The organism is Photobacterium sp. MCCC 1A19761 (assembly GCF_037389125.1).
Taxonomy (GTDB): domain Bacteria; phylum Pseudomonadota; class Gammaproteobacteria; order Enterobacterales; family Vibrionaceae; genus Photobacterium.
Genome location: NZ_JAZGTF010000003.1, coordinates 277,026 through 299,126, shown reverse-complemented (window position 1 = coordinate 299,126; position 22,101 = coordinate 277,026). Strand labels below are relative to the sequence as shown.

Here is a 22,101-nt window from a genome sequence, read left to right as displayed (position 1 = left end):
GGGCAGGCGGGATTCACGCGCTTGCGGTCGGCATGGGGAGGCGGAACGGCATACATAAAAAGTAGCACTGAATCACGGAGTTAGTCCTGAGCTTGCTGTCAGAGCCGTATTGATTTCGGGACAAATGCCGAAGATGTAGTCGTATCCCGACGATTTTTACGATTTTGTTGCAGTTTTCCGGTATCCTGCCGCTATATAACAGGACCAATATTGTTTCTATGAGGGGTTATGTCGAACCTGGTTATCGGTTTAAGCCTGGCCGGCGGTGCACTGGTTGCGGTGGTGGTGCATTACTTTGCGGTGATGAATCGTCAGCGTCGCAAGCAGCAGACGCGAGTCCTGAAAGATGAGAATTACCAACGGGTTCTGGAAAAGGCCAAGATCGCTGAACGTGAAGAAAAGATCTTCAAAGCCAATACCGGTCATATCGCCAGCCAGCTGTCGTTGGCCAAAGAATATGAAATGGTCAGTATCGCTAAGGCGATTTTCTGGTACCGCAAGGCGGCTGAGCTGGGAAATGAGATTGCCCAGAATGCCCTGGCGCGCCTGCACCGGCTGGACTCGTCCGATTCGGACGGGGAAGCGAAGTCCCGTTATTGGGAACAGGTGGTCCGGGCCAGGCAACAGGAGCCGGAGGCCCTGTTTTTACTCGGCTCCTACCAATATCAGGGCTATGGGACCGAGCAGGATATTACCGCTGCAATTGAGCACATGACGCAAGCTGCCGAGCAGGAGCATGTCGAGGCGCAACTGTTTCTGGGCGACTGGTATGTCGCCGAGAGCAATCCGGATAAAATGCCGTTGCTGGCGTTTGGCTGGCGTGCCCGGGCAGCTCTGAACGAGAGTGTCAAAGGCTGTATCAAGGTTGCTTACTGCTATCAGGCCGGGATTGGGGTGGCGAAGGATCGACGGCGGGCCATCTACTGGCTGGAAAGGGCTGCGGAAACCGGGAGTGCGGAAGGCCAGTTCCTGGCTGCCAAGATGCACCTGGGCGGTGAAGCCACCGATGCGGCCATTGCTTATGTCTGGTACTCCATCGCCCATGCTTTCGGCCACCCGCAAGCGCGGACGGAGCGGGATCAGGCAGCGCATTCGATCGCGATCGATGCGATTTTATCGGCGCAGAGTGTCGCCAACTCGGTGTATCGAAAATTGAAAGATCAGCCGGTGGCGCGTCATGCGGTGATCTCGGTTCTGGATAAAGTCTACGATCGGCAGCGATACCGGCCGGATGAGCAGGTATTGGTGTCGTTGTCTGCCGGTGAATTGGCCGGGGACCCGGATCAGGCCGAAGCCATTGCCAGCCGCGACGGCGAGGTGACGCTCACTGAGAGCCCGGGCAAGAGTCTAAGCCCAAACCCGGTTCAGCCCGAGGTGGCTGAGGCTGCGGTGGCTGAGGCTGCGGTGGCTGAAGCTGAAACTGCGGAGGTCAATGTAACCGCGGCCAACGAGTATCGTGAGCAGGGCTGGGCGACCTCCTGGGATAAATTCACCACAGAAACTCAGCCGCAGCCGACTCGGGTGGATCCTTCTCGGGCAGGTTGAGCCGTCACCGATCAGCCTGCGGGGAGTGATAAATAATCCAGCAGCTGCGGCATCGCCGTCAGGGTCGTGACCTGCGGGTGAACGATGGCGCGGCTGTAGGGATTGGCAGCGAAATGGAACGTGCGGATCCCGGCACTGATCCCCGCCTGAACCCCTTTCGGGGTATCATCGACAAACACGCATTCCGCCAGCGTCATGCCCATGTGCATGGCTGCAAAGTGCAGGATGTCCGGCTCCGGCTTCCAACTGCTGGCTTCAAAGCCGCTGAACAGTTTCCCGTCAAAGTAGGGCAGCAGCCTGGTCAGGCTGAGGGTGTGCTCAATTTTGCTGACCGGCGCATTGGAGGCAATACACATTTCACAGCCCCGGGCGTCCAGGGTTGCCAGCAGCTCCGGCACGCCGGGGATCGGGGATAGCCCTTGCTCAAACAGGCGTCGGCACTCTGCCCGGTAGAGGGGCTCCAGTGTATCGACCGAAACCCGGATCCCGGCCCGGACCCGGGTTTCGGTGAGAATGTCGGTAAGCTTGCCGCCCTGAAAGTGGCGCAGGCATTCCTCCAGGCTCAACTGGGCTCCAAAGCGGTTAAACACATTGACTAACGCCTGGTTACACAGGGTTTCGCTGTCGACCAGGGTGCCGTCGCAATCAAAAATGATGCAGCGAATGTCAGATTGTGCTGTCTGGCGATCATCGGATTCGTTCATCATGGCCGTCCGAATAGGCTATTGTCACAGATATCTCATTGTTAATACCTCAATTCAGGTTCTACAACCGGCGTATGAAGGTTTTGCTATCTTTATCGTACTTAAGGTGGAATTTTTGCGCTTTCTGAGAGTTCTCCCTCAGCCTGCACAATTCAATGAAAAATTGTCTGGCATACGTGGTGTTCAGGAGGCTGTGTCGGATCCGCAAGGCCTTCGCGGCGCGGATTACAGCGGTGGCTTGCCGCGGCAAGCGTTGTTGGGTAAGTTGTCAGAAACAGGGAACCACAGGCGAAGCGTCGCGGGAGGAACCCAGCCGCGCAGTAGCGAACCTCGGGAACCGTCGGCCAGCCATACCGGGCTGGCCGTGCGCAGTGGTTAAGGATAGTCAGATAATAAAAGGGGTGGCCTATGTCATCATCCATCTTCCCTTCATGGCTGGGCGGCTATGAAGTGCGTGAACATCTCAAAAATCCGAATATTTCCGTCGGCGAGCATACGTATTACTCCGGGTATTATCACGATAAACATTTCGAGGATCACTGCGTCCGGTATTTGCTGGGGGATCATTCCAGCCGGGCGGTGTGGGAATCCGGGATCTTCGGGGAAGTGGATAAATTGGAGATCGGCAAGTTTTGCTCCATCGCTTCGGGGGCGACTTTTATGCTGGCCGGCAACCAGGGTCACCGGCACGACTGGATCTCTTCGTTTCCGTTTGATGTGAGCAAGTTCGGCAATAAAGTGAAATCCGGGTTCGAACGCGCCGGGGATACCATCATCGGCAATGATGTCTGGATTGGCACCGAGTGTGTGATTATGCCGGGTGTCACCATTGGTGACGGCGCGGTGATTGGCGCCCGGGCCGTGGTCACCAAAGATGTCGCACCGTACGCGGTGGTGGTGGGAAATCCGGGGCAAACCGTGAAGAAACGTTTCACTGACGAGCAAATTGCGATGCTGCTGGAAATGAAGTGGTGGGACTGGCCGCTGAAAACCCTGCAGGCTCATATGGATTTGATGTGCAGTGCTAACGTCGAAGGACTGTTTGAACGCTATTGCCAATTTCCCCGTTAGTCTTCGTAAATTCCCGTCAGTCACAGCGAGTTGCTGTGACCGGCGGGGCTGACGGTGGTTTCTGGCTGCCCTAAGGTTTCAGGCGATACAGCGCATTTGGGTTGATCGGCTGGGTATAGTCGATATTTTCAAAGCCGAAGCCGTTCAGGTGAAGGAAATCAGTCAGATAGCCGTCAACATCCCCGTATTCGCGGAAATTTTCCGGTGTCATTTGCGCCAGTAAACGGCTGACTTCCTGTTGCACATCATTGCTTAACTCCCAATCGTCGACCCGGATCAGCCGCTGCTGGTCTGTCACGACTGCTCCGTTCGCCGGATAAAGGCGCTGGCTGAGCAGGCGTTGCATCTGTTCGATACAGCCTTCATGCAAGCCTTTGGCCTTCATCACCTGAAACAGTGCCAGCAGATAGGGCGACAGGCCGGGAATAAACACACTGGCTTTGGTGATCAGCGCTTTGCAAACCGCCACATAAGCTTCACCGCCGATGGATGCCAGCTGCTGGTGGAGCTGATCGGCGGTCTGATGCAGATCTTCCTTAGCCTTCCCCAGCGTGCCGTGGTGATAAATCGGATAGGTATGCGACGGGCCGATATAGGAATAGGCCAGCGTTTTACAACCGGGTGCCAGCACATCGGCCTGGGCCAGGGTGTCAATCCAGCTTGCCCAGTCTTCCCCGCCCATCACTTTGACAGTGTCATGGATCTCCTGCTCGGAGGCCGCAGGCAGGGTGGTTTGCGTTAAGATCTGGTGTTCCAGATCCAGGGTTGCTCCCTGATAAGGCTTGCCGATCGGCTTGATGCTTGAGCGCCAGAAGTCGCCGGTGTCCGGGTTGGGGCGAACCCCACTGGCCAGGCTATAGACGATGAGATCGACGTTGCCGCCAAAGTCGCTGCGGATGAGGTCGATCACTTGTTGGCGTGTTGCCGGGGAAAACGCATCGCCCACCAGGTTTGGGGCCTTGAGCCCGGCCTGTTCGGCGGCCTGACGGAAATAGATGTTGTTGTACCATCCGGCACTACCGACCCCTTTGTCAGACGGGCCCCGTTCGAATGAGACGCCGAGGGTATCAGTATCGGTGCCGCCAAATGCCAGCGCGATCCGGGTGGCCAGGCCAAAACCGGACGAGGCGCCGAGGATCAGCGCGCGCTTCGGTCCGGGGCCGATCGGTTGGGCTCCCCGGCAATAGGCGATTTGACATCGGATGGCCTCCTCACAGCCAGACGGATGCGCGGAGCGGGCAATCACGCCCTGAATGATGGGGTTGATAATCATCGGTTTGGTTATCCTGAATTATTGAATATGCATTCGGATTTGTCTGGGTAATCATCGGAATGCATACGCGATTTGTTGATCGATGAATCAATAAATTGAAAAAATATCCCTGATCAGGCGCTATTTTGACCAAGGGTAAACGTTTCCGATGCTCAAAACTTGATCTCTTGCATTAAAATCTAAATTTTTCTTACTTTTTTAAAAGCAAAAGTTGAGTTATTCAAAAAAAATTGAATAATGTAATCAAAATACATAATGCATGAGGTCATGCTGCTCCACACATGCCTCAGACATTATACCTATGTGTTATGGAACATCGCTGTGATCAGAGGTGTTCTGAGCCAACCTAATCTGATGAGATAACTATGAGCAACTCTCTTGTACTGGTAATCAACTCTGGTAGCTCTTCGCTGAAGTTTGCACTGATTGACACTGTCACCGGTGAAGCGACACTCAGTGGCTTGGGTGAGTGCTTCGGTTTGCCTGAAGCAAACGTGAGCTGGAAAATTAACGGCGAAAAGCAGGAAGTGAAGCTGGAAGCGACGGGCAACCACCATCAGCAGGCCGTTGATCGCATTGTCGCGCTGCTGGATGAGCTGGGTATCAAGCAAGATATCGTTGCCATTGGTCACCGCGTCGTCCATGGCGGCGAGAAGTTTACTCAAACGGTGAAGGTGGATGACACGGTTCTGGAAGAGATTGAGAAACTGAGCGATTTGGCACCGCTGCATAACCCGGCCCACGTGATTGGTATGCGCGCGACCATGAAAGCCTTCCCGGCGCTGTCTCAGTACGCTGTATTCGATACCGCCTTCCACCAATCGATGCCAGCCAAAGCCTATACCGGCGCTATCTCCCGCAAGCTGTACAACGACTACGGTATCCGCCGCTACGGTTTCCACGGCACCAGCCATTACTTTGTCAGCCGTGAAGCGGCCAAGGTGATGAACAAGCCGGTTGAGAAGAGTAACTTCATCTCGGTTCACCTGGGCAATGGTGCCTCGGTCTGTGCCGTGAAGAACGGCAAGAGTGTCGATACCAGCATGGGCTTCACCCCGCTGGCCGGTCTGATGATGGGCACCCGCTGTGGCGACCTGGACCCAAGTATCATTGAGTTCCTGCTGAAAAAAGGCTGGAGCCAGGAAGATGTGTTCACTGAGCTGAACAAGAATTCGGGCCTGTTGGGCGTTTCCGGACTGACCAGCGACTGCCGCGGCATCGTGGAAGCGATGGAAAACGGTCACGAAGGCGCGACCCTGGCGTTCGAAATTTTCTGTTACCGTGTGGCCAAGTACATCGGCTCTTACATGGTGGCACTGGATGAGCTGGATGCGATTATCTTCACCGCGGGGATTGGTGAAAACTCCCTGCCGGTTCGCAGCAAGATCCTGGAAAACTTGAAGATCTTCGGCTACCGCGAAGATGCAGAAGCGAATGCGGCCGCGCGCTTCGGTAACCAAGGCATCATCACCCAGCCTAACACCCCGGTTGCCATGGTGATCCCGACCAATGAAGAGTGGGTGATCGCCAAGCAGTCGATGGAAATGCTGCACAGCTAATCCACCCGGCGCATCGCTGACACCATACATCAAACCCCGGCTGACGCTCAGTCCGGGGTTTTTTATTATTCGCTTAATCCGAAACTCGGCTCAGGAGCACGAGCCGCAGCAGAATCCCGGCTCGCCATGTTTTCCTTTCTTCTGCTTGCTCTCATCGGCGCTCTGAGTCTGGACTGTATCGGCAGCGGTGTGTTCAGCAGTTGCTTGCTCGGGTTGGGCGTCTTCTTTTTTGAAAATCTTCTTCACTGAGAATGTCATGCGGATCTCCTTACGGTGGTTTTAATGTTTCATCTTAAATGCATGTTAAGGTTTGTTCGGAGAACAGTCAATGCGTGTGGCGGTACGGGAACGTCGTAACAGTGTTTTTTGTGACTGATGGGGTCATATCACGCCTTGAGAGCATCGCTTCCGGCCGCGAGAAATTTGACTTAATTGCTGTATGTATATACAGTTCGTTTCCGGTGTGAATTTTAAGCCCGCTCAGGCAATTTGTCCGGGAAGACATGGTCTTACAACAAGGAGAGAAGATGATACTTCAGCATATCGATGGCTTTGAGGTCAGCGGATTTTCAGTCAGAACAACCAATGCCGATGAAATGAGTCCGTCGACAGCCAAAATCGGTCAGCTTTGGGAAACTTTTTACGCCCAGGCTTATCCCAAGTTAACGGCGGGTTCGAATATATATGGTGTTTACACCCATTACGAATCAGACCACACGGGTGCGTATGATGTGATGGCCTGTTCAGACGGTTTGGCTGCTGATGCGCTGAATGGAGCGGTGAGCACGCAGATTGCGTCCGGGAAGTACCTGACATTTACCGCCCAGGGTGAAATGCCCCAGGCCGTCATCAGTTTGTGGGGAACTATTTGGGATTACTTCCGTGCTGATGATTGCGCGCACACCCGGGCCTATACCACAGACTTTGAACACTACCTCAGTGCCGATGAAGTCGCGATCTCTATCGCGATTCAATAGGGAACTCCTATCCTTTTGTTTTGACCGCTCATGGGCTCAGCGGATGCGAATGAGCCTGTGACACCCCCGGGGAAACAGCCTATCAATCATCGATCAACCACACGCTGCATTTCCTGAATCATCCTCGTCTCCTGCAACGTCGATATTTCGTTATCCTCTGACACGCTTTTTATGCCAAGATGCTGTATTCACCCCTGTTTATTCACTCAATACCACGAAGGCCTGGTTATTGTCGCCGGATGGATTGAGTCGGAGTTGTTCTTTTCGTTTACAAGGAAGTCACGATGAATTTCGCGTTGTTAAGTCTATTTATTCCTACCTTCTTTTTTGTCTCCATTACGCCGGGAATGTGCATGACGCTGGCACTGACGCTGGGGATGAGTATTGGCTATCGACGCACCCTCTGGATGATGCTCGGCGAAGTGATCGGTGTCGGTCTGGTGGCGGTTGCTGCGGTGTTGGGGATTGCCTCGGTGATGCTGAATTATCCGTGGTTGTTCACCCTGCTCAAGTCGGTCGGGGCAGCCTACTTGTGTTACCTGGGAATTTCGATGTGGCAGTCGAAAGGCAAGCTGGCACTCAGTGAGGACAATACCGAAGTTCAGGCAGGGCGGAATTGGGATTTGGTGATGCAGGGCTTTGTGACTGCTATTGCAAACCCCAAAGGCTGGGCATTCATGGTGTCGCTGCTGCCGCCTTTTATTGACAGCAGTCAGCCGCTGGCTTCGCAACTCACTCTGCTGGTGGCGATTATCCTGCTGTTTGAGTTTATCTGTATGACCATTTACGCCACGGGCGGTAAGGGACTGAAACGGATACTGGGCCATGCCAAGAACATCCGCCTGATCAACCGGATTTCCGGGAGTTTGATGATGGGCGTGGGCGTGTGGCTGTTTGTTAGCTGAGTTGTTTGTGAGCTGAGTTGTTTGTGAGCTGAGTTACTTTTGAGTTGAGCTGTTGAGCGTCGGGCAGGAAAGCTCTTGAACTAAAAAGCCCCGACCGGAAGGTCAGGGCTGGAATCGAGACATTTAGTCGGCAAAGCGTGCTTGCAGTTCATTGAGCGCCTTGGTGACGCTCTGATAGCCACCGGTTGCCAGGTACCAATCCCGCGGGTTGAGGTAATAGACATGCTTCGCCTGCCAGGCTTTTGAGTTCGCGATTTGGGCATTCCCTGCCAGTGTCTGCGCGCCGATCCCCTCTCCGCCGGTTGCTGCACCGCGGTCCAGGACCACCAACCAGTCAGGATTGTTGTCCAGAGCTGTGGTAAGACGTAGTTTGCGGGCTTCTTGCTGCGCTTTCGCCGCTTCAGAGCCCGGCTTTGCACGCGGCGAAGGTGGTGCCGGGTTGACGATAGGTGTCAGCCCCGTGAGATCATACAGCATCCCGAAACGTTCGCCGGGCGCATGGGCAATAATGTGCTCTTTCATCGTGAACAGTACCAGGCCGGTACCCGGCGCCTGGCCTTTCAGCGATGCCAGGGCCTTGTCCAGTGTTGTATTCAGTTCCTGCGCTTTGTCTTGTTTGTCAAAAATCTCCCCCAGCACCGAGATATTGCGCTGCATACCCGGCACAAATTGCTGATCGCCGAGGCTTAAATCAATCGTCGGTGCCAGTTGGCTCAGCGCTGGATAGGCGGCTCTGGAGCGCCCGGATACAATGATCAAATCGGGCTGGAGTGTTTTCAGCGCATCAAAGTCCGGATCAAACAGGCTCCCGACCTTCGCATAACGCTCGTTCGAATAGCGTTTGAGATAATCCGGCCAGAACGCATTCGCATTCGGTACACCCGCAGCAGAAACCCCCAGGGCATCCATGGTGTCCAGTGAAGCCAGATCAAACACCGCAACCCGCTTGGGCAGCTGGGTAATCACGGTGGTCCCCTGAGCATGCTCAACCGTTAAAGGGAAGGCGTAGCTGTAACGGACAGTGGAAAAAAGACAGCAGAGTGTGACCAGTAATAAAGACAGTTTTTTCATATCGGATTCCCGGCAAGCGCCCTGAACAATAAGGTGTCAGCCTTCAGTTCGTGGTGAAAAAGCAGATCAGGGCGGCTTACCTGCTTTTCCGTGTTATGACCCGAACATACACTTAAATGAAAATGATTATCAAATTCAGGTGTGGATTTAGGCACAAATTCAGCGCAAAGGAAAGGCCGACAGGTGGAATCCCTCGGACCGGTAATGGAACATCCGGCTGTGCGGGGGTTCTGAGATGCTGTTGAGTGTCGAATCGCATCAGCCTGGTCCAAAATCACAAGCCTCAGTCAGACTGAGGCTTGTTGGCGTGAGCAGGTACTGCGGTGGGGCTATTGTGGCTCCTGGAGATGACTTCAGATCACGCTCCATTGGTCATCCAGTTGTTGGTTTGCGATGGGTGGGGCACTGATCCGGCTTGAGAACTTCGGTCGCGAGTTGTGTGCTCAGGCGGCTTACGACGCTCAATTTAATATTGAGCAACAAGCCGGTCAACAGGATGCGCCCCCTTGTTTCAACCATTTCAGCATTGACGACATCAACAAAATAGCCTGAACAGGATGGGGCCGTGTTTGCCTTTGCTGTGGTCAACTAAATTTAATGACCCCTTTGATCGTATCTGATTGTCTTAACGTCTCCGCGATCTGACCGGCAGTCTCAATATCTGTCTGAGGGAGCAGAATCGCAAACGTCCACCCACCATAATGACAGATCATGTCAGAAGACTGGATGTTGTTCTTCAAAATACGCGCCACAGTCTTTAGCCCCTTCTCGCCGGTTAAGTGCCCGCCGTGCTGATGACTGTGACCCTAATCATGAATAACCACAATTCTATAAACAGTATATCGCTGACGAAAAGGTGAAGCTCATCACGCAGCTGTGTGAGTTCTTTTCTTGGATGTTTTTACCTTTTTATAAAATTGTATCAATATGTTTTCCTGGTTGTGTGTTCCTTCTGCGTTATCACTAACCTAAATACTCGCCATTCAATTTAATAATTTAGGGTTTAACAGCCACTTTGTTAATTTCTTATGGGTTCGTTAGCTCACCCTACTTAATTATTTCAAGAGTAATAGGACACCACTATGGATATCAGTAATATTTGGCGAAAAGGGGATTGGGCCGCTTTTTTTGGCCTGTTTACCAATAACTTAACTAACTTACTAACAATGATGGGGCTCCTGCTTTTCGTTGTTGGTCTACCCAAAGAATTTGTCATGGGACAAGTGGCGCCTGCATTCGGTCTTGCCGTGATGTGTGCCAGTGTTTTTTATGCTTGGTTTGCCTATAAGCTGAGAAAAGAAACCGGCCGTGACGATGTGACGGCCCTGCCATCCGGCCCGAGTGCACCATCGATATTCACGGTAACCTTCTTGGTGATTATGCCGGTCTATCAGATGACCCAAAATGCCGAGTTTGTCATTCAGATCGCATTGGTATGGTGCTTTGTCGAGGCGATGATCCTATTGGTTGGCTCATTCTTCGGCGATGCGATTCGTCGCATCGTGCCGCGTACTGTACTGCTTTCCTGCCTGGCAGGCTTAGGGTTGACGCTCTTGGCGATGAACCCGATGTTGCAAGCTTTCACAACACCAGTCGTCTCTTTTGTCGTACTTGGCCTGATTTTCATCAACTGGTTCGGCAGCAAGCCTCTGTTTCCTAAAATTCCGACCGGTCTGCTGCTGATCATTGCTGGTACCGTGCTGGCATGGGTTTTCGGGCTCCAGTCAACCGAAGCCATTGTGGCCTCGCTGTCGGATGCCGGCTTTAACCCGCCGAATGTACATATTGATGATTTCATTGAAGGTATTCCACACGCGTTGCCGTACCTGGCCTCTGCCGTACCTTTGGGCCTGGCGAACTACGTGTTCGACCTTGAGAACATTGAAAGTGCCGATGCCGCCGGTGATGCCTACCCAACACGTAAGATTATGACGGTGAATGGCTTCTCCTCCATGCTTGGTGCATTCATGGGCAACCCGTTCCCTGTCACCGTGTACGTGGGTCATGCAGCCTACAAAGAGATGGGCGCAAGTATCGGCTATACCCTGTTTAACGGCGTGATCATGTTCTTGGTTTCTCTGTTTGGCTTGGGAGCACTGCTGCTCAGCCTGATCCCGGGTGCTGCCATCGCGCCGATCCTGGTCTATATCGGTATCGTCACCGCCAATCAGGTGGTTCGTGAAGCGCCGAAGATGGAAGTTCCGGCGATATTCGTCTGCCTGTTCCCGTGGGTCGGCTACTGGGCACTGACCATGTTCAAAAATACCCTGGCAACAGCAGGCACCAATGCTTATGAAGTGGGCATCGACGCCCTGGCCGCAAAAGGTATCTATTACGAAGGCATGGTTGGTCTCGGGAACGGCGCACCGCTGGCAAGCTTACTGTGGGGCTGTATGGTGGTGTTCGCCATTAACAATACGCCGCTGCGCGCTGTTGTTGCTGCCCTGGTCGCTGCCGGCCTGTCACTGATCGGTTTTATTCACGCCAGTAGCGTCGGATTTGCACAGCCGGAATCCATGACGTTCGTTTACGCCTATTTCATGCTGGCCGGATTATTTGGCATCAAACATTACTACAACGAAAAAGAAGTTGCTGGCGAATTAAACAATATAAACACCCAATCAAAAGCCGCGTAAAGGAAACCCTATGAACAGCAATATATCATTATCACTGCATGAGCTCGTCAAAGCAGATTTATATGAAGAAGTCGCGTGCTATTTAAATCAAAATCAGGCCGTTGACAGCCTGGATCAAAATAAGAGTACGCCACTCATGATTGCCGTGCAAAATAATAACGTCAAGATGGCTGATCTATTACTTTCGCATGGCGCAGATGTAAATGCCCGTGACGTGAATATGCTGACGCCTTATTTATGTGCTGGGGCAAACGGGTTCCATGAATTACTGGCACTGACGCTGAAACATGGTGCGGATGTCACCAGTGTGAACCGCTTTGGCGGCACGCCGCTACTGCCATCGAGCGAGAAAGGGTTTTTGCGTACTGTTCAGGTGAGCCTCAATGCCGGGATCCCGGTCAACCATGCCAATAAACTGGGCTGGTCGGCGTTGCTGGAAGCGGTAATTTTGGGTGACGGCGGTTACCTATACGGCGATGTGATTGAAGTCCTGCTTGCCGCCGGGGCGGATTATCACCTTGAGGATCGTGACGGCGTCAGTGCGCTGGCGCATGCCCGCGCCCAACAACAGCACCGCATCGTGGCGCTGTTCAATGATCGCCAAACGGTGCAGGACGCCTACTCCGAGTCGTTACGCTTGGTGAAGCAGCACATTCATGACTTTGCGTATGAAGAAGCCCTGGGCGTGCTGAGCCGCAACCAGCATGACTTTCCCGATGAAGCCGGGTATTTCTACTACTGCGGCTATGTACTGATGGAGCTGCAGCGTAATGAAGAGGCGATTGATGCTTATCGTCGCGGGTTGGCGGTGAGTGAGAATCCGGCGGAATTCTATCTCTATATTGCCAACAGCTACCGACTGGCGAAGCAGACCGAGCAGGCATTGGCTGAGTTTGATCACGGCATTCAAGCCAACCCGCAATCGCCGTTTGTCCGTTATCACAAGTCAAACTATTTGCGTGAGCTGGGGCGACATGAGGAAGCTGTGGCAGTGATGACGCAATTATTAACCATGCAACCTCATCGCTACGATTATTCATTCCACCAAGCGAACAGCTTGCGTTCACTGGGTCGGCATGAGGAGGCGGTTTCCTCAATTGAAAATGCAATTACGCATGATCACACCAACGCGCTTTATTATTTACATAAAGCAAAATCACTGGAACTTATGGGACGAAATGAACAGGCTTTAATTGTGCTCCAGCACGCGATTGAAGTTTGTAATGAGGTCTCGGATTTGGCGGAATATAAAACGGAGATGCTACAGAAGGCATCGTCATAGTGAATTAAGTTCACCTTATTTAATTTATTTTACCTTCTCCACTTTTCGGTCATCATGACAAAGTGCGGTTCATGATGACCTGAATTTATTTGGAATAGAACAGAGGCTAATATGGTCGTTAAATTAATAGTTAAAAAAAATACTTATTTTGATTCGGTTTCATTAATGGCGTTGTCGACAAAAGTCAACGAAATGCCCGGCGTGGAGCAGGCATTTGTGGCCATGGCGACCGATATGAATAAAGGGGTGTTAGATAATGTCGGCCTGCTTTTGCCTGAAGTGAAATCGGCAAACAGCGGTGATCTGTTTATTGTGGTGAAAGCCGAAAGTGATGAGATGTGCGAGCACACGCTGGCCGAGGTTGAAGTGCTGTTAAAAGGTGGCGACAAAGCTGCCGTGGGCCTGGGCGGCAGCCAGGAACCCAAATACACCACGCTGAAAAGTGCGCTGAAACAACAGCCGGATGCCAACCTGGCCATCATCTCGGTCCCGGGTGAATTCGCTAAGCGCGAAGCCATGACGGCCCTGAACAATGACCTGCACGTCCTGATGTTCAGCGACAATGTGTCGGTTGAAGATGAAGTTGCGCTCAAGACGCTCGCCCACGAAAAAGGTCTGCTGATGATGGGACCGGACTGCGGGACCGCGATCATTAACCAGGTCGGGCTCTGCTTCGCCAATAAGGTGAGGGCCGGCAACATCGGCATTGTGGGCGCTTCGGGCACCGGCAGCCAGGAAGTCGCGGCGCGCATCCATGACTTTGGCGGCGGTATTACGCAGTTGCTCGGCACTGGTGGGCGTGATCTTAGCGAAGCGGTTGGCGGCATTATGATGCTGGACGGCTTGCGCGCGCTGGAAGCGGATCCAAGCACGGAAGTGGTGCTGATCGTCTCTAAGCCTGCGGCAAAAAGCGTGGAAGTAAAAGTGCTTGAGCAGGTGAAGCGGATGAGCAAGCCCGTGGTGGTTTGCCTGCTGGGCGGTGAAGAGGCGCCGGTGCGGGACGCCGGGGCGCACTTTGCCAAAACAACCAAAGAGGCGGCGCTACAGGCCGTGCTCCTGGCCGGGGTGAACGAAGACAGTATCAATAAGCGCGCATTAAACCTGCCGCTGATTGAAGAAATCAAAGCAAAACTGACGCCGGAGCAAAAATACATTCGTGGCCTGTTCTGCGGCGGGACGCTGTGTGAAGAAGCCATGATGCTCGCGCGGGCGTGTTACGCCGACGTCTACAGCAATATCGCCAAGCAGCCGGAGCATCGCCTGGCCGATATCAATGTCAGCCAGGCGCACACCTTCATCGACTTTGGTGATGATGATTTCACCAATGGCCGCCCGCACCCGATGATCGATCCGTCGTCGCGCATTGAACGCTTGTTGCAAGAAGCCGAAGATCCCGAAGTCGGCGTCATCGTGATGGACTTTGTCATCGGTTACGGCTCACACGAGGATCCGGTCGGTGTGACCCTGCCCGCCATTATCGAGGCGAAGGAAAAAGCCGCCGCTCGCGGCCAGCACCTGGAAATTTTAGGGTATGTCCTGGGGACGGATTTAGATACTCCGGACATGAATGAGCAAGTTGAGAAATTGGCGCAAGCCGGAGTGACCATCTCCAGCAGCAGCCAGAACACCGGGCTACTGGCGCGCGGATTTGTGAGCAAGGGAGAATAAGAGATGACTAAGATTGCACAACTGTTTTCAAGCCTCAACGTCGTGAACGTCGGTCTGGAATTTTTCAAAGACGACATTCGCCGCCAACAAGCACCGGTGACTCAGGTCAACTGGCAGCCCATTGCCGGCGGGAATACGCAGGTGATTGAGGCGCTGGATAAACTGGCCCAGCCGGAGATTGCCGCCAAGATTGACGCCGCGAACCAGGAAGCGGTACGACGGATTATCGAATCGCACCCGGTTCTGGTCGGTTATGAGCGCGCGATAGACGTTGTGCCGGGGATGACCAAAACCACCATTTTGCATGCCGGTCCGCCGGTCAGCTGGGAAGACATGAACGGGCCGATGCGCGGTGCGGTGACGGGGGCGCTGATCTTTGAAGGTCTGGCAAGCAACCTCGATGAAGCCTTTAAGCTGGCCGCTTCGGGCGAAATCACCTTCTCACCCTGCCACGAACATGATTGCGTTGGTTCGATGGCCGGGGTGACCTCGGCATCCATGTACATGCACGTGGTGAAAAACCAGACTTTCGGCAATGTGGCTTACACCAACCTCAGTGAGCAGATGGCGAAGATCCTACGCATGGGTGCCAATGATGAGAGCGTCGTCGAGCGCCTGGTGTGGATGCGCGACGTGCTGGGGCCGATGCTCAAAGCGGCGATGGCGCAGGGCGAACCGATCGATCTGCGTCTGATGCTGGCACAGGCCCTGCACATGGGCGATGAATGCCACAACCGGAACAACGCGGGCACGGTGTTGCTGGCACAGGCCCTGACACCGCGGATCCTGGAAACTGATTTCACCACCGAGCAGAAAAAAGAGGTGTTCGAATTCATTGCTTCCAGTGATTACTTCTCCGGTCCGACCTGGATGGCGATGTGTAAGTGTGCGCTCGATGCCGCCCACGGCGTGGAAAACAGTACTGTCGTTACCACCATGGCGCGCAACGGGGTCGAGTTCGGGATCCGGGTCAGCGGTGTTCCCGGCTTTACCTGGTTTACCGGGCCGGCCCAGAAAGTTGTCGGGCCTTTGTTTGCCGGTTTCAAGCCAGAAGATTCCGGTCTGGATATCGGCGACAGCGCGATCACCGAAACCTACGGTATTGGCGGTTTTGCGATGGCCACGGCCCCGGCCATTGTGGCTCTGGTCGGCGGAACCGTCGACGAGGCGATCCATTACTCCATTCAGATGGATGAGATCACCACGGCCACCAACCCGAACGTCACGATCCCTTTGCTCAACTTCAAAGGCGTTTCGTCCGGGATTGATATTCGCAAGGTGCTGGAAACCGGTATTTTACCGATCATCAATACCGCGATTGCACATAAAGAGCCGGGGGTCGGCATGATCGGCTGCGGCATTACCAACCCGCCGATTGAGTGTTTTGAAAAAGCCTTAATGACGTTCGCGAAGAACATTCAGTAATTCAAACGTTCATTTCTATTGATGGTTAAACCGAGCGTGAGTGTCTTCACTCACGCTATCAACGCAAATTTATCGAGGTAAAGATGAGAATTGTACTAGCCCTTGGCGGCAATGCGCTGTTAGAGCGCGGCCAGCCATTAACCGCAGTGAACCAACGCAATAATATTAAAAAAGCAGCCAAAGCCATCGCGACGATCGCGCAAGAGCACCAGGTCGTTATTGTTCATGGTAACGGACCGCAGGTCGGATTGCTGATTGAGCAAAATAGTGAATACCAGAAAAACAACCCGGCGGTCACCGCGTATCCGATGGATGTGCTGGGCGCCGAAACGTGCGGCATGATTGGCTATATGTTGCAGCAAGAGCTGTATAATGCCGATCGCACCTTAAATATCACCTCGATGCTGACCCAAACCTGCGTGGATATTGACGATCCGGCGTTTGATGACCCGACGAAATTCGTCGGCCCGGTCTACAGCGATGAAGAGGTGAAGCAGCAGAGCCTCAACAACCCTTCCGCCATTTACAAAAAAGATGGCGACTACTTCCGACGCGTGGTGTCATCGCCACGGCCGACCGATATTATTGAATCAACGCAAATCGAGCACCTGCTGGAGAGCGGCAATACCGTGATTGCCTGCGGCGGCGGCGGTATTCCGGTGTTTAAGGGTGACAACGGCATCTTAGTGGGCGTGGAGTGCGTGATCGACAAGGATTTAACGGCAGAACTGCTCGCGGAGCAAATCCGCGCGGATCTGTTCATTATTCTGACCGACGGGGCCGTCTACCTGAACTACGGCCAGGAAAACCAGCAGGCAATTCAATGCACGACGCCTGGCGAGCTGGCCAATTACCACTTCCCGGCTGGCTCAATGGGGCCGAAAATCGATGCCGTCTGCCAGTTCGTGTCGCAAGGGCTGGGTGACGCGGCGATTGGTGCCCTGGATGAGCTGGAAGCGGTCATTGCCGGTGAATCCGGAACCCGGATCACTCAGGGTGAAGGGATGACATTCTATTCATCGTAAGGGGACATTCATATTTCTGAGCCGCAACTAGCAATCGTTGTGAATCTCCTTGTACCCATAACCTATCGCAAAAACAACGGTCATTTCATGAGTACAGAATAACGTCAACAGGCGGAAGAGTGCCTGAGTGTTTTCTGTTTGTTTTTGCGTGATTCAAACTTACGTTTAAGGTTTTTTATGAAAAAACTAGCAATGATAATGTCTTTATTGGCCCCGATTTCTCATCACGCCGTGGCTGAAACGATTTACAATGGTGATGTTATTCAAGGTCGAAAAGTGATCACTCAGCTTGATGTGTCTGATTTGAAAAAAAACACGGTGACGGAGCTTTTTTTCAGGGCCGGTGATGAAATGAATACGGGACAATATTATTACGTTCCCGTGACGGTGATGAAAGGTAAAAACGACGGAAAAAACGTCATGTTTGTTGCCGGTGTTCATGCCAATGAAATGAACCCATATTTAACCGCCAATCTGATCAAGCAACAGCTGAACACCGATACAATGTCAGGCACGGTGACCATTGTTCACCAATATAATATTCCGGGCTTAGTGGCGAACGTTCGGGAATATGTCCCGTCCGGCCCGGTTAAAGTGAACAGCAACCTAAACCGGGAGGTGGCATTATCTTCAACGAAAAGTAGCAGTCAAAGATATTCCTATTCGCTCTGGAATCATTTGTTAAAGGACAATGCTGATTATGCGTTGGATTTACATACGGCGAACCCGACCACATTTCCGTTAGCCGCGTATTCCGATCTCAGTATTCCGGCCGTCAAAGAGCTGACCCGCCTTTTCCCGCTTGATGTGACGATCAACAGCTCAAGTCGTACCTCCGTCGCCGGTGCCTACAATCACATTGGTGTTCCTGCCTTCACGCTTGAGATCGGCTCACGCGAAGTGTACGAACCGCAGTGGATCAACCAAGCACTTGATGGCGCAATGAATCTGTTGAAGTTCGCCAAAGTGGTTGACGGCGAGGCAAAGCGTTATCCCGATATTGTTGATACGAACGTTTGGCTGGACGTGACCGCAGAGCGAGGCGGGTTTGTCGTGCCTAAGGTGGACGTTTTAGACCAGGTCAAGAAAGGTGATCTGATGTTTGTTCAGTATGACGCCTTTGGTGAGATCGCCAAAGAGTATCACAGCCCTGCCGATGGCCTGGTGATTCAAGTGGTACAAACCCCAATGGCAGAAGCGGGCTCACAGCTTGGGTCCGTGGTCTATTTTGATCCGGCAAAGGCGCTTTCCGACAATGTCGGCTCCGGCTCTGTGGTTGTGAAAGACCTCGCAGCCAAAAAATAGCCGACCCTATCGCCCGGAGACGGCTTCGGGCGGCTCACCACGCTTGTTTCCCTTTGATCTCCTTCTTCTCGGGAGGGCGATTTTCCTGCTGCAACACACCAGCGTCCCCTAACGTCAATGTCGCGCCGGGTGTTATGCCCGGTGCCGTGGTCCTGCTCCAGCATCTTGTTCCAGGCACTTCATAAAACGCCCCGGCTCACTCAATGCCGCATCAAACGTAATCCTCCCTTCGCTGTACCGGTGTTCGATGGGATGGCAGCGGTGACTGTGACCATAATCATGAACAACCACAATAATTCAGATGGTATGTCTAGCATTAAAAAGTGAAGATGATCACGCTACCATGGCGAATATTTTCCGGTTTGTTTTTTTATTGTTGCCGGGGTGTGATCAGGTTTCTCACTTGTTGTTCTATCTCTCTGCTGCATCACCAATCTCAATACCTGCTATTCAATTTCATCATTTAGGGTTTGACTGCCATTTTGTTAATTTTTCATCAGTTCGTTCACTCACCCAACTTCATGATTGAAGAGCAATAGGACATCACTATGGATATAAGTAATAGCCTGGGAAATAAAAAGGACGTATCGAACATGTCCGCTTTTACGCGCCACGACCGGGAGCGCCTTGCGGCCCGCGGCCACGCAGAAGAGGTGCTGCCTCTCGGACCTGATGAGCGTACTTGGGGGACTAAAAACTATATCACGGTGTGGATGGGGCCAATCCACAATATTCTCAGTTACTTTACCGTCGTTGGATTCTTCGCTCTGGGGCTTAACGCGATGCAGGTGGTTGCTGCGATCCTTGTTGCGGCGTGTATCGTTTCTGCTGGCTATGTCTATAATGGTCGCGCTGCAGCAAAGTACGGCATTCCGTTTGCAATGCAGATCCGCGACACCTTCGGTATGAAGGGGGCCGTTTTCCCGGCGATGATCCGTGGTCTGGTCGCTGGTTTTGTGTTCTTTGGCCTGACCACTATCGCATCTGCACAGGCTCTGGATATCGTGCTTCTTCGTTTATTCCCTGGCTTTGCTGAGATCGGCGGCGGCGCAACCATCGCTGGCCTTGCGATCCCAACGGCGATTTCATATGCCGTCATGACCGCGCTCACCGTCATTCTGTATATTGCAGGCCAGTCACTGATCGACAAATTTTCTGCCTGGGCTTCGCCAGTGGTCTGGATATTGATGGTTATCGGCCTGTTCATTGCCGTGGGCAATGCCGGAGGGATTGGTGCAGTCATGCGTTACCATCCAGCGCCAGGCACCGAGGTCACTGTCGTCGGCTTTATCACCTGTGTATCAATGCTGGTGTCGAACTGGGCAGGGCCAATCGTCAATACCGGTGACTTCACACGCAACGCAAAAACGATATCAGCGCCGGCGAAAGGTTTTCCTATTGGCATGCTGATCTCGTACGTCCTGTTTGCGGCTGTGACCATCAGCTTCATGGCGTCACTGTCTGCTGTCACAGACGGTGCAGTCGATGTCACCAAACCAACCATTTTCGTCGACGCAATCAACGCTATCGACAACCCATTCATTGTGATCCTGCTAATCCTCGCCATGAACGTCGGCGCGACGGCTTTCGTGGTGTTTGGGAATATGCTGCCCTCCGGCCTGCAGCTGACCGCACAGTTTCCTCAATTATTTAATGTGAAAACCGGTGGTCTGGTTGCAGCGGTCGTTGGCACGCTGATCCTGCCCTGGAAATTCGTTGAAAACACAACCATGTTATTCCTGTTCTACAGCTTCATCGGCTCTATGTTCGGTCCTATCGCCGGTATTATGCTTGCGAGTTATTACTTTGAGCGCCGTCAAAAACTCGATCTCGATACCATCTACCCGGAGCCTGGCGCGGATGGCGGTCACCCGGGTGGTGTCAACCGACGCGCAGTGGGTGTACTCGTGGGCAGCTTCATCATCACGATGGTAGGGAAAGTGTTTCCAAATGTCCCCGTACTGGCAACCATCAATAGCTGGGCGTTCTTCAGCGGCCTGACGATTGGTTTTATTGGCTACCTTCTGGTCGGTGCCCGTAAAAAAGCTTGATCACACCTGACGAATCTCATTGAACAAACGGAGAAGATCATGAACCACAAGAACAATATGGAAAACTACTTTCACCTCGCCTGTGATGCCACGATGGCTGGGATGCGCGAAGGCACTGGCGGACCATTCGGCGCGACACTGGTGCGAAACGGTGAAGTCGTTTGCGCCGTGGGCAACACCGTGCTCAAGGATACCGATATCTCTGGCCACGCTGAGATGGTTGCGGTGCGCGAAGCCTGTCAGAAGCTCAACACCCTGGACCTTTCTGATTGCGTGATGTATGCCACGTGCGAGCCTTGCCCGATGTGTGTTTCCGTGATGATGTGGGCCGGTATCAAAACCTGCTACTACGCATCAACCCATGTAGATGCGGCAGCGCACGGATTTTCGGATCAGCACCTACGCGACTATCTCGACGGCACCGACACTTCGACGCTGGACATGACCCACATTGAGGAAGGTCGTGAGGACTGCGCCGAGATCTGGGCGGAGTTCCGGCGGCTGAATCATATCGAGGCCGATGTCTGATCCACGAGCGAGCCGCGGCGCCAGGGGCTTCCCCTGGCGCCTTCACCACACCGAACAAAACGAGCCTGCCTGCCATTACGCCAATTGAACGGCCGAAGGCGATCCCCCCACACGGCTGCAAGCACCTCCCCGACTTTACCTTTGAAATCATGCAGGCTTCAGGCTCAATCAAGCTGTCGCTTACCTGCCGCTACTATCTGCCGCTGCAAACAGGTGGATCCCCACAAAAATGCCACACAGGGTGTCATGCCCGGAAGAGTGGCCGTACGCAAGCATGTTGTCCAAAGCTCCGGGCAACTGATCGGGCTCACTCAACACCGCATACAACGCAATTATCTCTTCGTTGTACTGATGTTCGGTGGCCAGTGACAGCATCGTCGCGCTGACATCGGTAGTTTGCGCCAGACTGAGCCGACACGCCTGGGCGATCACTGAAAAATAGGGGTGGTTGATAAAGTCGAGCAGGGAAAGCAACCCCACCAGCAGATCATCTGCAGACGGGGTTAACCCGGCCCCGAAGCCGATGATTGCACTCAGGTCGAGCGGACGGCGCTGTTGATGCAGCGCCTGCACCAAGGCGCGCAGCCTCGGCATAAAGAAATCTGCCATCATCGGCGAGTAATAGGGGGTGTCGCTGGCACATAGCTGCAGCGGCACGCAGTGGTTGAGCAGCGTGTAGATCCCCATGGCCGTCTGGTGCTCGGCCAAGTACTGCGGCAGCTCGGAGATGAGCGCCGCGGGGATCGCGGTGGTCTCCGGCAGCTTGGGGGAAAACACCGTTGTTGCGGGTCCGTGTATGGACAGGCCCGGAGAGCGGGCTGATTGTGCAATGGTCGGCTCAGGGGAGAGCGAGAGTGATACCGTCGCGCCCGGTTGCAGCGTGCGGAACCACGCCGGATCATCGATCAGAATGCCCCTTGGATTCATCCGTTTGGTCGGGGCGAGTACGGAAATCAGCCCATATGGGCTGGCCAGATTGCACGCGGAAGTAAAAACCGAGTGCACCTCAGTACTGAGCGGGGAGTGTATGCGCAGTAAGGCCAGTATGGGCTCTGCAACCTGAATAACCTTCATGT

18 protein-coding genes and 1 pseudogene are annotated in these 22,101 nt (G+C 53.4%); 13 read left to right on the top strand and 6 right to left on the bottom strand.

The window, feature by feature from the left end; all coding sequences use genetic code 11:
* Positions 1-228 precede the first annotated feature (228 nt).
* Positions 229-1,545, top strand: coding sequence for a tetratricopeptide repeat protein (locus VV869_RS06455; RefSeq protein ID WP_337734156.1), 1,317 nt, complete (start codon positions 229-231; stop codon positions 1,543-1,545).
* Positions 1,546-1,556: 11 nt separating this feature from the next.
* On the opposite strand, the gene yieH is transcribed toward VV869_RS06455, so the two are convergent.
* Entirely contained in the window at positions 1,557-2,252 is a 696-nt protein-coding gene (gene yieH, locus VV869_RS06450; RefSeq protein ID WP_337734155.1) for a 6-phosphogluconate phosphatase, read from the bottom strand.
* Positions 2,253-2,657: 405 nt separating this feature from the next.
* Between yieH and VV869_RS06445 the strand changes: the two genes are divergently transcribed.
* The gene (locus VV869_RS06445; RefSeq protein ID WP_337734154.1) at positions 2,658-3,320 is read left to right on the top strand and encodes a CatB-related O-acetyltransferase; all 663 of its coding nucleotides are present in this window, start codon (positions 2,658-2,660) and stop codon (positions 3,318-3,320) included.
* A 70-nt stretch (positions 3,321-3,390) separates the two neighbouring features.
* On the opposite strand, the gene fabV is transcribed toward VV869_RS06445, so the two are convergent.
* Positions 3,391-4,593: an enoyl-ACP reductase FabV gene (gene fabV, locus VV869_RS06440; protein ID WP_337734153.1), complete on the bottom strand. Its 1,203-nt coding sequence runs from the start codon at positions 4,591-4,593 to the stop codon at positions 3,391-3,393.
* A gap of 365 nt (positions 4,594-4,958) precedes the next feature.
* Here fabV and VV869_RS06435 point away from each other — a divergent pair, with 365 nt between their 5' ends.
* Complete coding sequence (locus VV869_RS06435) at positions 4,959-6,152, top strand: acetate/propionate family kinase (RefSeq protein ID WP_337734152.1); 1,194 nt, start codon at positions 4,959-4,961, stop codon at positions 6,150-6,152.
* A 90-nt stretch (positions 6,153-6,242) separates the two neighbouring features.
* Here VV869_RS06435 and VV869_RS06430 read toward each other — a convergent pair whose 3' ends face one another.
* Positions 6,243-6,410, bottom strand: a complete 168-nt coding sequence (locus VV869_RS06430) for a CCGSCS motif protein (protein WP_337734151.1) — start codon at positions 6,408-6,410, stop codon at positions 6,243-6,245.
* A 269-nt stretch (positions 6,411-6,679) separates the two neighbouring features.
* Between VV869_RS06430 and VV869_RS06425 the strand changes: the two genes are divergently transcribed.
* Together VV869_RS06425 and VV869_RS06420 are read left to right on the top strand one after the other, a co-directional pair.
* The gene (locus tag VV869_RS06425; protein WP_337734150.1) at positions 6,680-7,129 is read left to right on the top strand and encodes a GyrI-like domain-containing protein; all 450 of its coding nucleotides are present in this window, start codon (positions 6,680-6,682) and stop codon (positions 7,127-7,129) included.
* A 284-nt stretch (positions 7,130-7,413) separates the two neighbouring features.
* Positions 7,414-8,034 (top strand): LysE family translocator, encoded by a 621-nt coding sequence (locus tag VV869_RS06420; protein ID WP_337734149.1) that lies wholly within the window; start codon positions 7,414-7,416, stop codon positions 8,032-8,034.
* A gap of 123 nt (positions 8,035-8,157) precedes the next feature.
* Here the strand turns inward: VV869_RS06420 and VV869_RS06415 are convergent, their stop codons facing one another.
* Together VV869_RS06415 and VV869_RS24430 are read right to left on the bottom strand one after the other, a co-directional pair.
* Positions 8,158-9,105 carry a siderophore ABC transporter substrate-binding protein gene (locus VV869_RS06415; RefSeq protein ID WP_337734148.1) on the bottom strand — a complete coding sequence of 316 codons (948 nt, stop codon included), beginning with the start codon at positions 9,103-9,105 and terminating at the stop codon, positions 8,158-8,160.
* 584 nt (positions 9,106-9,689) lie between these two features.
* Positions 9,690-9,881: pseudogene (locus tag VV869_RS24430) on the bottom strand (diguanylate cyclase); the annotation flags it as partial.
* 438 nt (positions 9,882-10,319) lie between these two features.
* Between VV869_RS24430 and VV869_RS06410 the strand changes: the two are divergent.
* From VV869_RS06410 to VV869_RS06375, 8 genes are all read left to right on the top strand, one after another.
* Positions 10,320-11,741, top strand: coding sequence for a xanthine permease (locus VV869_RS06410; RefSeq protein ID WP_337734147.1), 1,422 nt, complete (start codon positions 10,320-10,322; stop codon positions 11,739-11,741).
* 10 nt (positions 11,742-11,751) lie between these two features.
* Positions 11,752-13,023 carry an ankyrin repeat domain-containing protein gene (locus VV869_RS06405; protein WP_337734146.1) on the top strand — a complete coding sequence of 424 codons (1,272 nt, stop codon included), beginning with the start codon at positions 11,752-11,754 and terminating at the stop codon, positions 13,021-13,023.
* A gap of 111 nt (positions 13,024-13,134) precedes the next feature.
* Positions 13,135-14,691 carry an acyl-CoA synthetase FdrA gene (gene fdrA / locus VV869_RS06400; RefSeq protein WP_337734145.1) on the top strand — a complete coding sequence of 519 codons (1,557 nt, stop codon included), beginning with the start codon at positions 13,135-13,137 and terminating at the stop codon, positions 14,689-14,691.
* Between the two features lie 3 nt (positions 14,692-14,694).
* Positions 14,695-16,116: a DUF1116 domain-containing protein gene (locus VV869_RS06395; RefSeq protein ID WP_337734144.1), complete on the top strand. Its 1,422-nt coding sequence runs from the start codon at positions 14,695-14,697 to the stop codon at positions 16,114-16,116.
* An 83-nt stretch (positions 16,117-16,199) separates the two neighbouring features.
* A complete protein-coding gene (locus VV869_RS06390) occupies positions 16,200-17,141 on the top strand; it encodes a carbamate kinase (protein WP_337734143.1) in 942 nt (313 codons plus the stop codon).
* 177 nt (positions 17,142-17,318) lie between these two features.
* On the top strand, positions 17,319-18,446 hold the full coding sequence (locus VV869_RS06385; RefSeq protein ID WP_337734142.1) for a succinylglutamate desuccinylase/aspartoacylase family protein: 1,128 nt from the start codon (positions 17,319-17,321) through the stop codon (positions 18,444-18,446).
* Positions 18,447-18,994: 548 nt separating this feature from the next.
* Positions 18,995-20,497, top strand: coding sequence for a cytosine permease (locus tag VV869_RS06380; protein WP_337734141.1), 1,503 nt, complete (start codon positions 18,995-18,997; stop codon positions 20,495-20,497).
* A 39-nt stretch (positions 20,498-20,536) separates the two neighbouring features.
* Positions 20,537-21,025, top strand: a complete 489-nt coding sequence (locus VV869_RS06375) for a nucleoside deaminase (protein WP_337734140.1) — start codon at positions 20,537-20,539, stop codon at positions 21,023-21,025.
* 180 nt (positions 21,026-21,205) lie between these two features.
* Here VV869_RS06375 and VV869_RS06370 read toward each other — a convergent pair whose 3' ends face one another.
* Entirely contained in the window at positions 21,206-22,099 is an 894-nt protein-coding gene (locus tag VV869_RS06370) for an oxamate carbamoyltransferase subunit AllH family protein (protein ID WP_337734139.1), read from the bottom strand.
* Positions 22,100-22,101 lie beyond the last annotated feature (2 nt).

Excerpts from the sequence above, each read along its gene's own strand:
- VV869_RS06395 (WP_337734144.1), top strand. The coding sequence starts at position 14,695 with ATGACTAAGATTGCACAACTGTTTTCAAGCCTCAACGTCGTGAACGTC.
- VV869_RS06385 (WP_337734142.1), top strand. The coding sequence starts at position 17,319 with ATGAAAAAACTAGCAATGATAATGTCTTTATTGGCCCCGATTTCTCAT.
- fdrA (WP_337734145.1), top strand. The coding sequence starts at position 13,135 with ATGGTCGTTAAATTAATAGTTAAAAAAAATACTTATTTTGATTCGGTT.
- VV869_RS06390 (WP_337734143.1), top strand. The coding sequence starts at position 16,200 with ATGAGAATTGTACTAGCCCTTGGCGGCAATGCGCTGTTAGAGCGCGGC.
- fabV (WP_337734153.1), bottom strand. The coding sequence starts at position 4,593 with ATGATTATCAACCCCATCATTCAGGGCGTGATTGCCCGCTCCGCGCAT.
- VV869_RS06415 (WP_337734148.1), bottom strand. The coding sequence starts at position 9,105 with ATGAAAAAACTGTCTTTATTACTGGTCACACTCTGCTGTCTTTTTTCC.
- VV869_RS06425 (WP_337734150.1), top strand. The coding sequence starts at position 6,680 with ATGATACTTCAGCATATCGATGGCTTTGAGGTCAGCGGATTTTCAGTC.
- VV869_RS06420 (WP_337734149.1), top strand. The coding sequence starts at position 7,414 with ATGAATTTCGCGTTGTTAAGTCTATTTATTCCTACCTTCTTTTTTGTC.
- yieH (WP_337734155.1), bottom strand. The coding sequence starts at position 2,252 with ATGATGAACGAATCCGATGATCGCCAGACAGCACAATCTGACATTCGC.
- VV869_RS06405 (WP_337734146.1), top strand. The coding sequence starts at position 11,752 with ATGAACAGCAATATATCATTATCACTGCATGAGCTCGTCAAAGCAGAT.
- VV869_RS06410 (WP_337734147.1), top strand. The coding sequence starts at position 10,320 with ATGGGACAAGTGGCGCCTGCATTCGGTCTTGCCGTGATGTGTGCCAGT.
- VV869_RS06375 (WP_337734140.1), top strand. The coding sequence starts at position 20,537 with ATGAACCACAAGAACAATATGGAAAACTACTTTCACCTCGCCTGTGAT.
- VV869_RS06370 (WP_337734139.1), bottom strand. The coding sequence starts at position 22,099 with ATGAAGGTTATTCAGGTTGCAGAGCCCATACTGGCCTTACTGCGCATA.
- VV869_RS06430 (WP_337734151.1), bottom strand. The coding sequence starts at position 6,410 with ATGACATTCTCAGTGAAGAAGATTTTCAAAAAAGAAGACGCCCAACCC.
- VV869_RS06455 (WP_337734156.1), top strand. The coding sequence starts at position 229 with ATGTCGAACCTGGTTATCGGTTTAAGCCTGGCCGGCGGTGCACTGGTT.
- VV869_RS06445 (WP_337734154.1), top strand. The coding sequence starts at position 2,658 with ATGTCATCATCCATCTTCCCTTCATGGCTGGGCGGCTATGAAGTGCGT.
- VV869_RS06380 (WP_337734141.1), top strand. The coding sequence starts at position 18,995 with ATGGATATAAGTAATAGCCTGGGAAATAAAAAGGACGTATCGAACATG.
- VV869_RS06435 (WP_337734152.1), top strand. The coding sequence starts at position 4,959 with ATGAGCAACTCTCTTGTACTGGTAATCAACTCTGGTAGCTCTTCGCTG.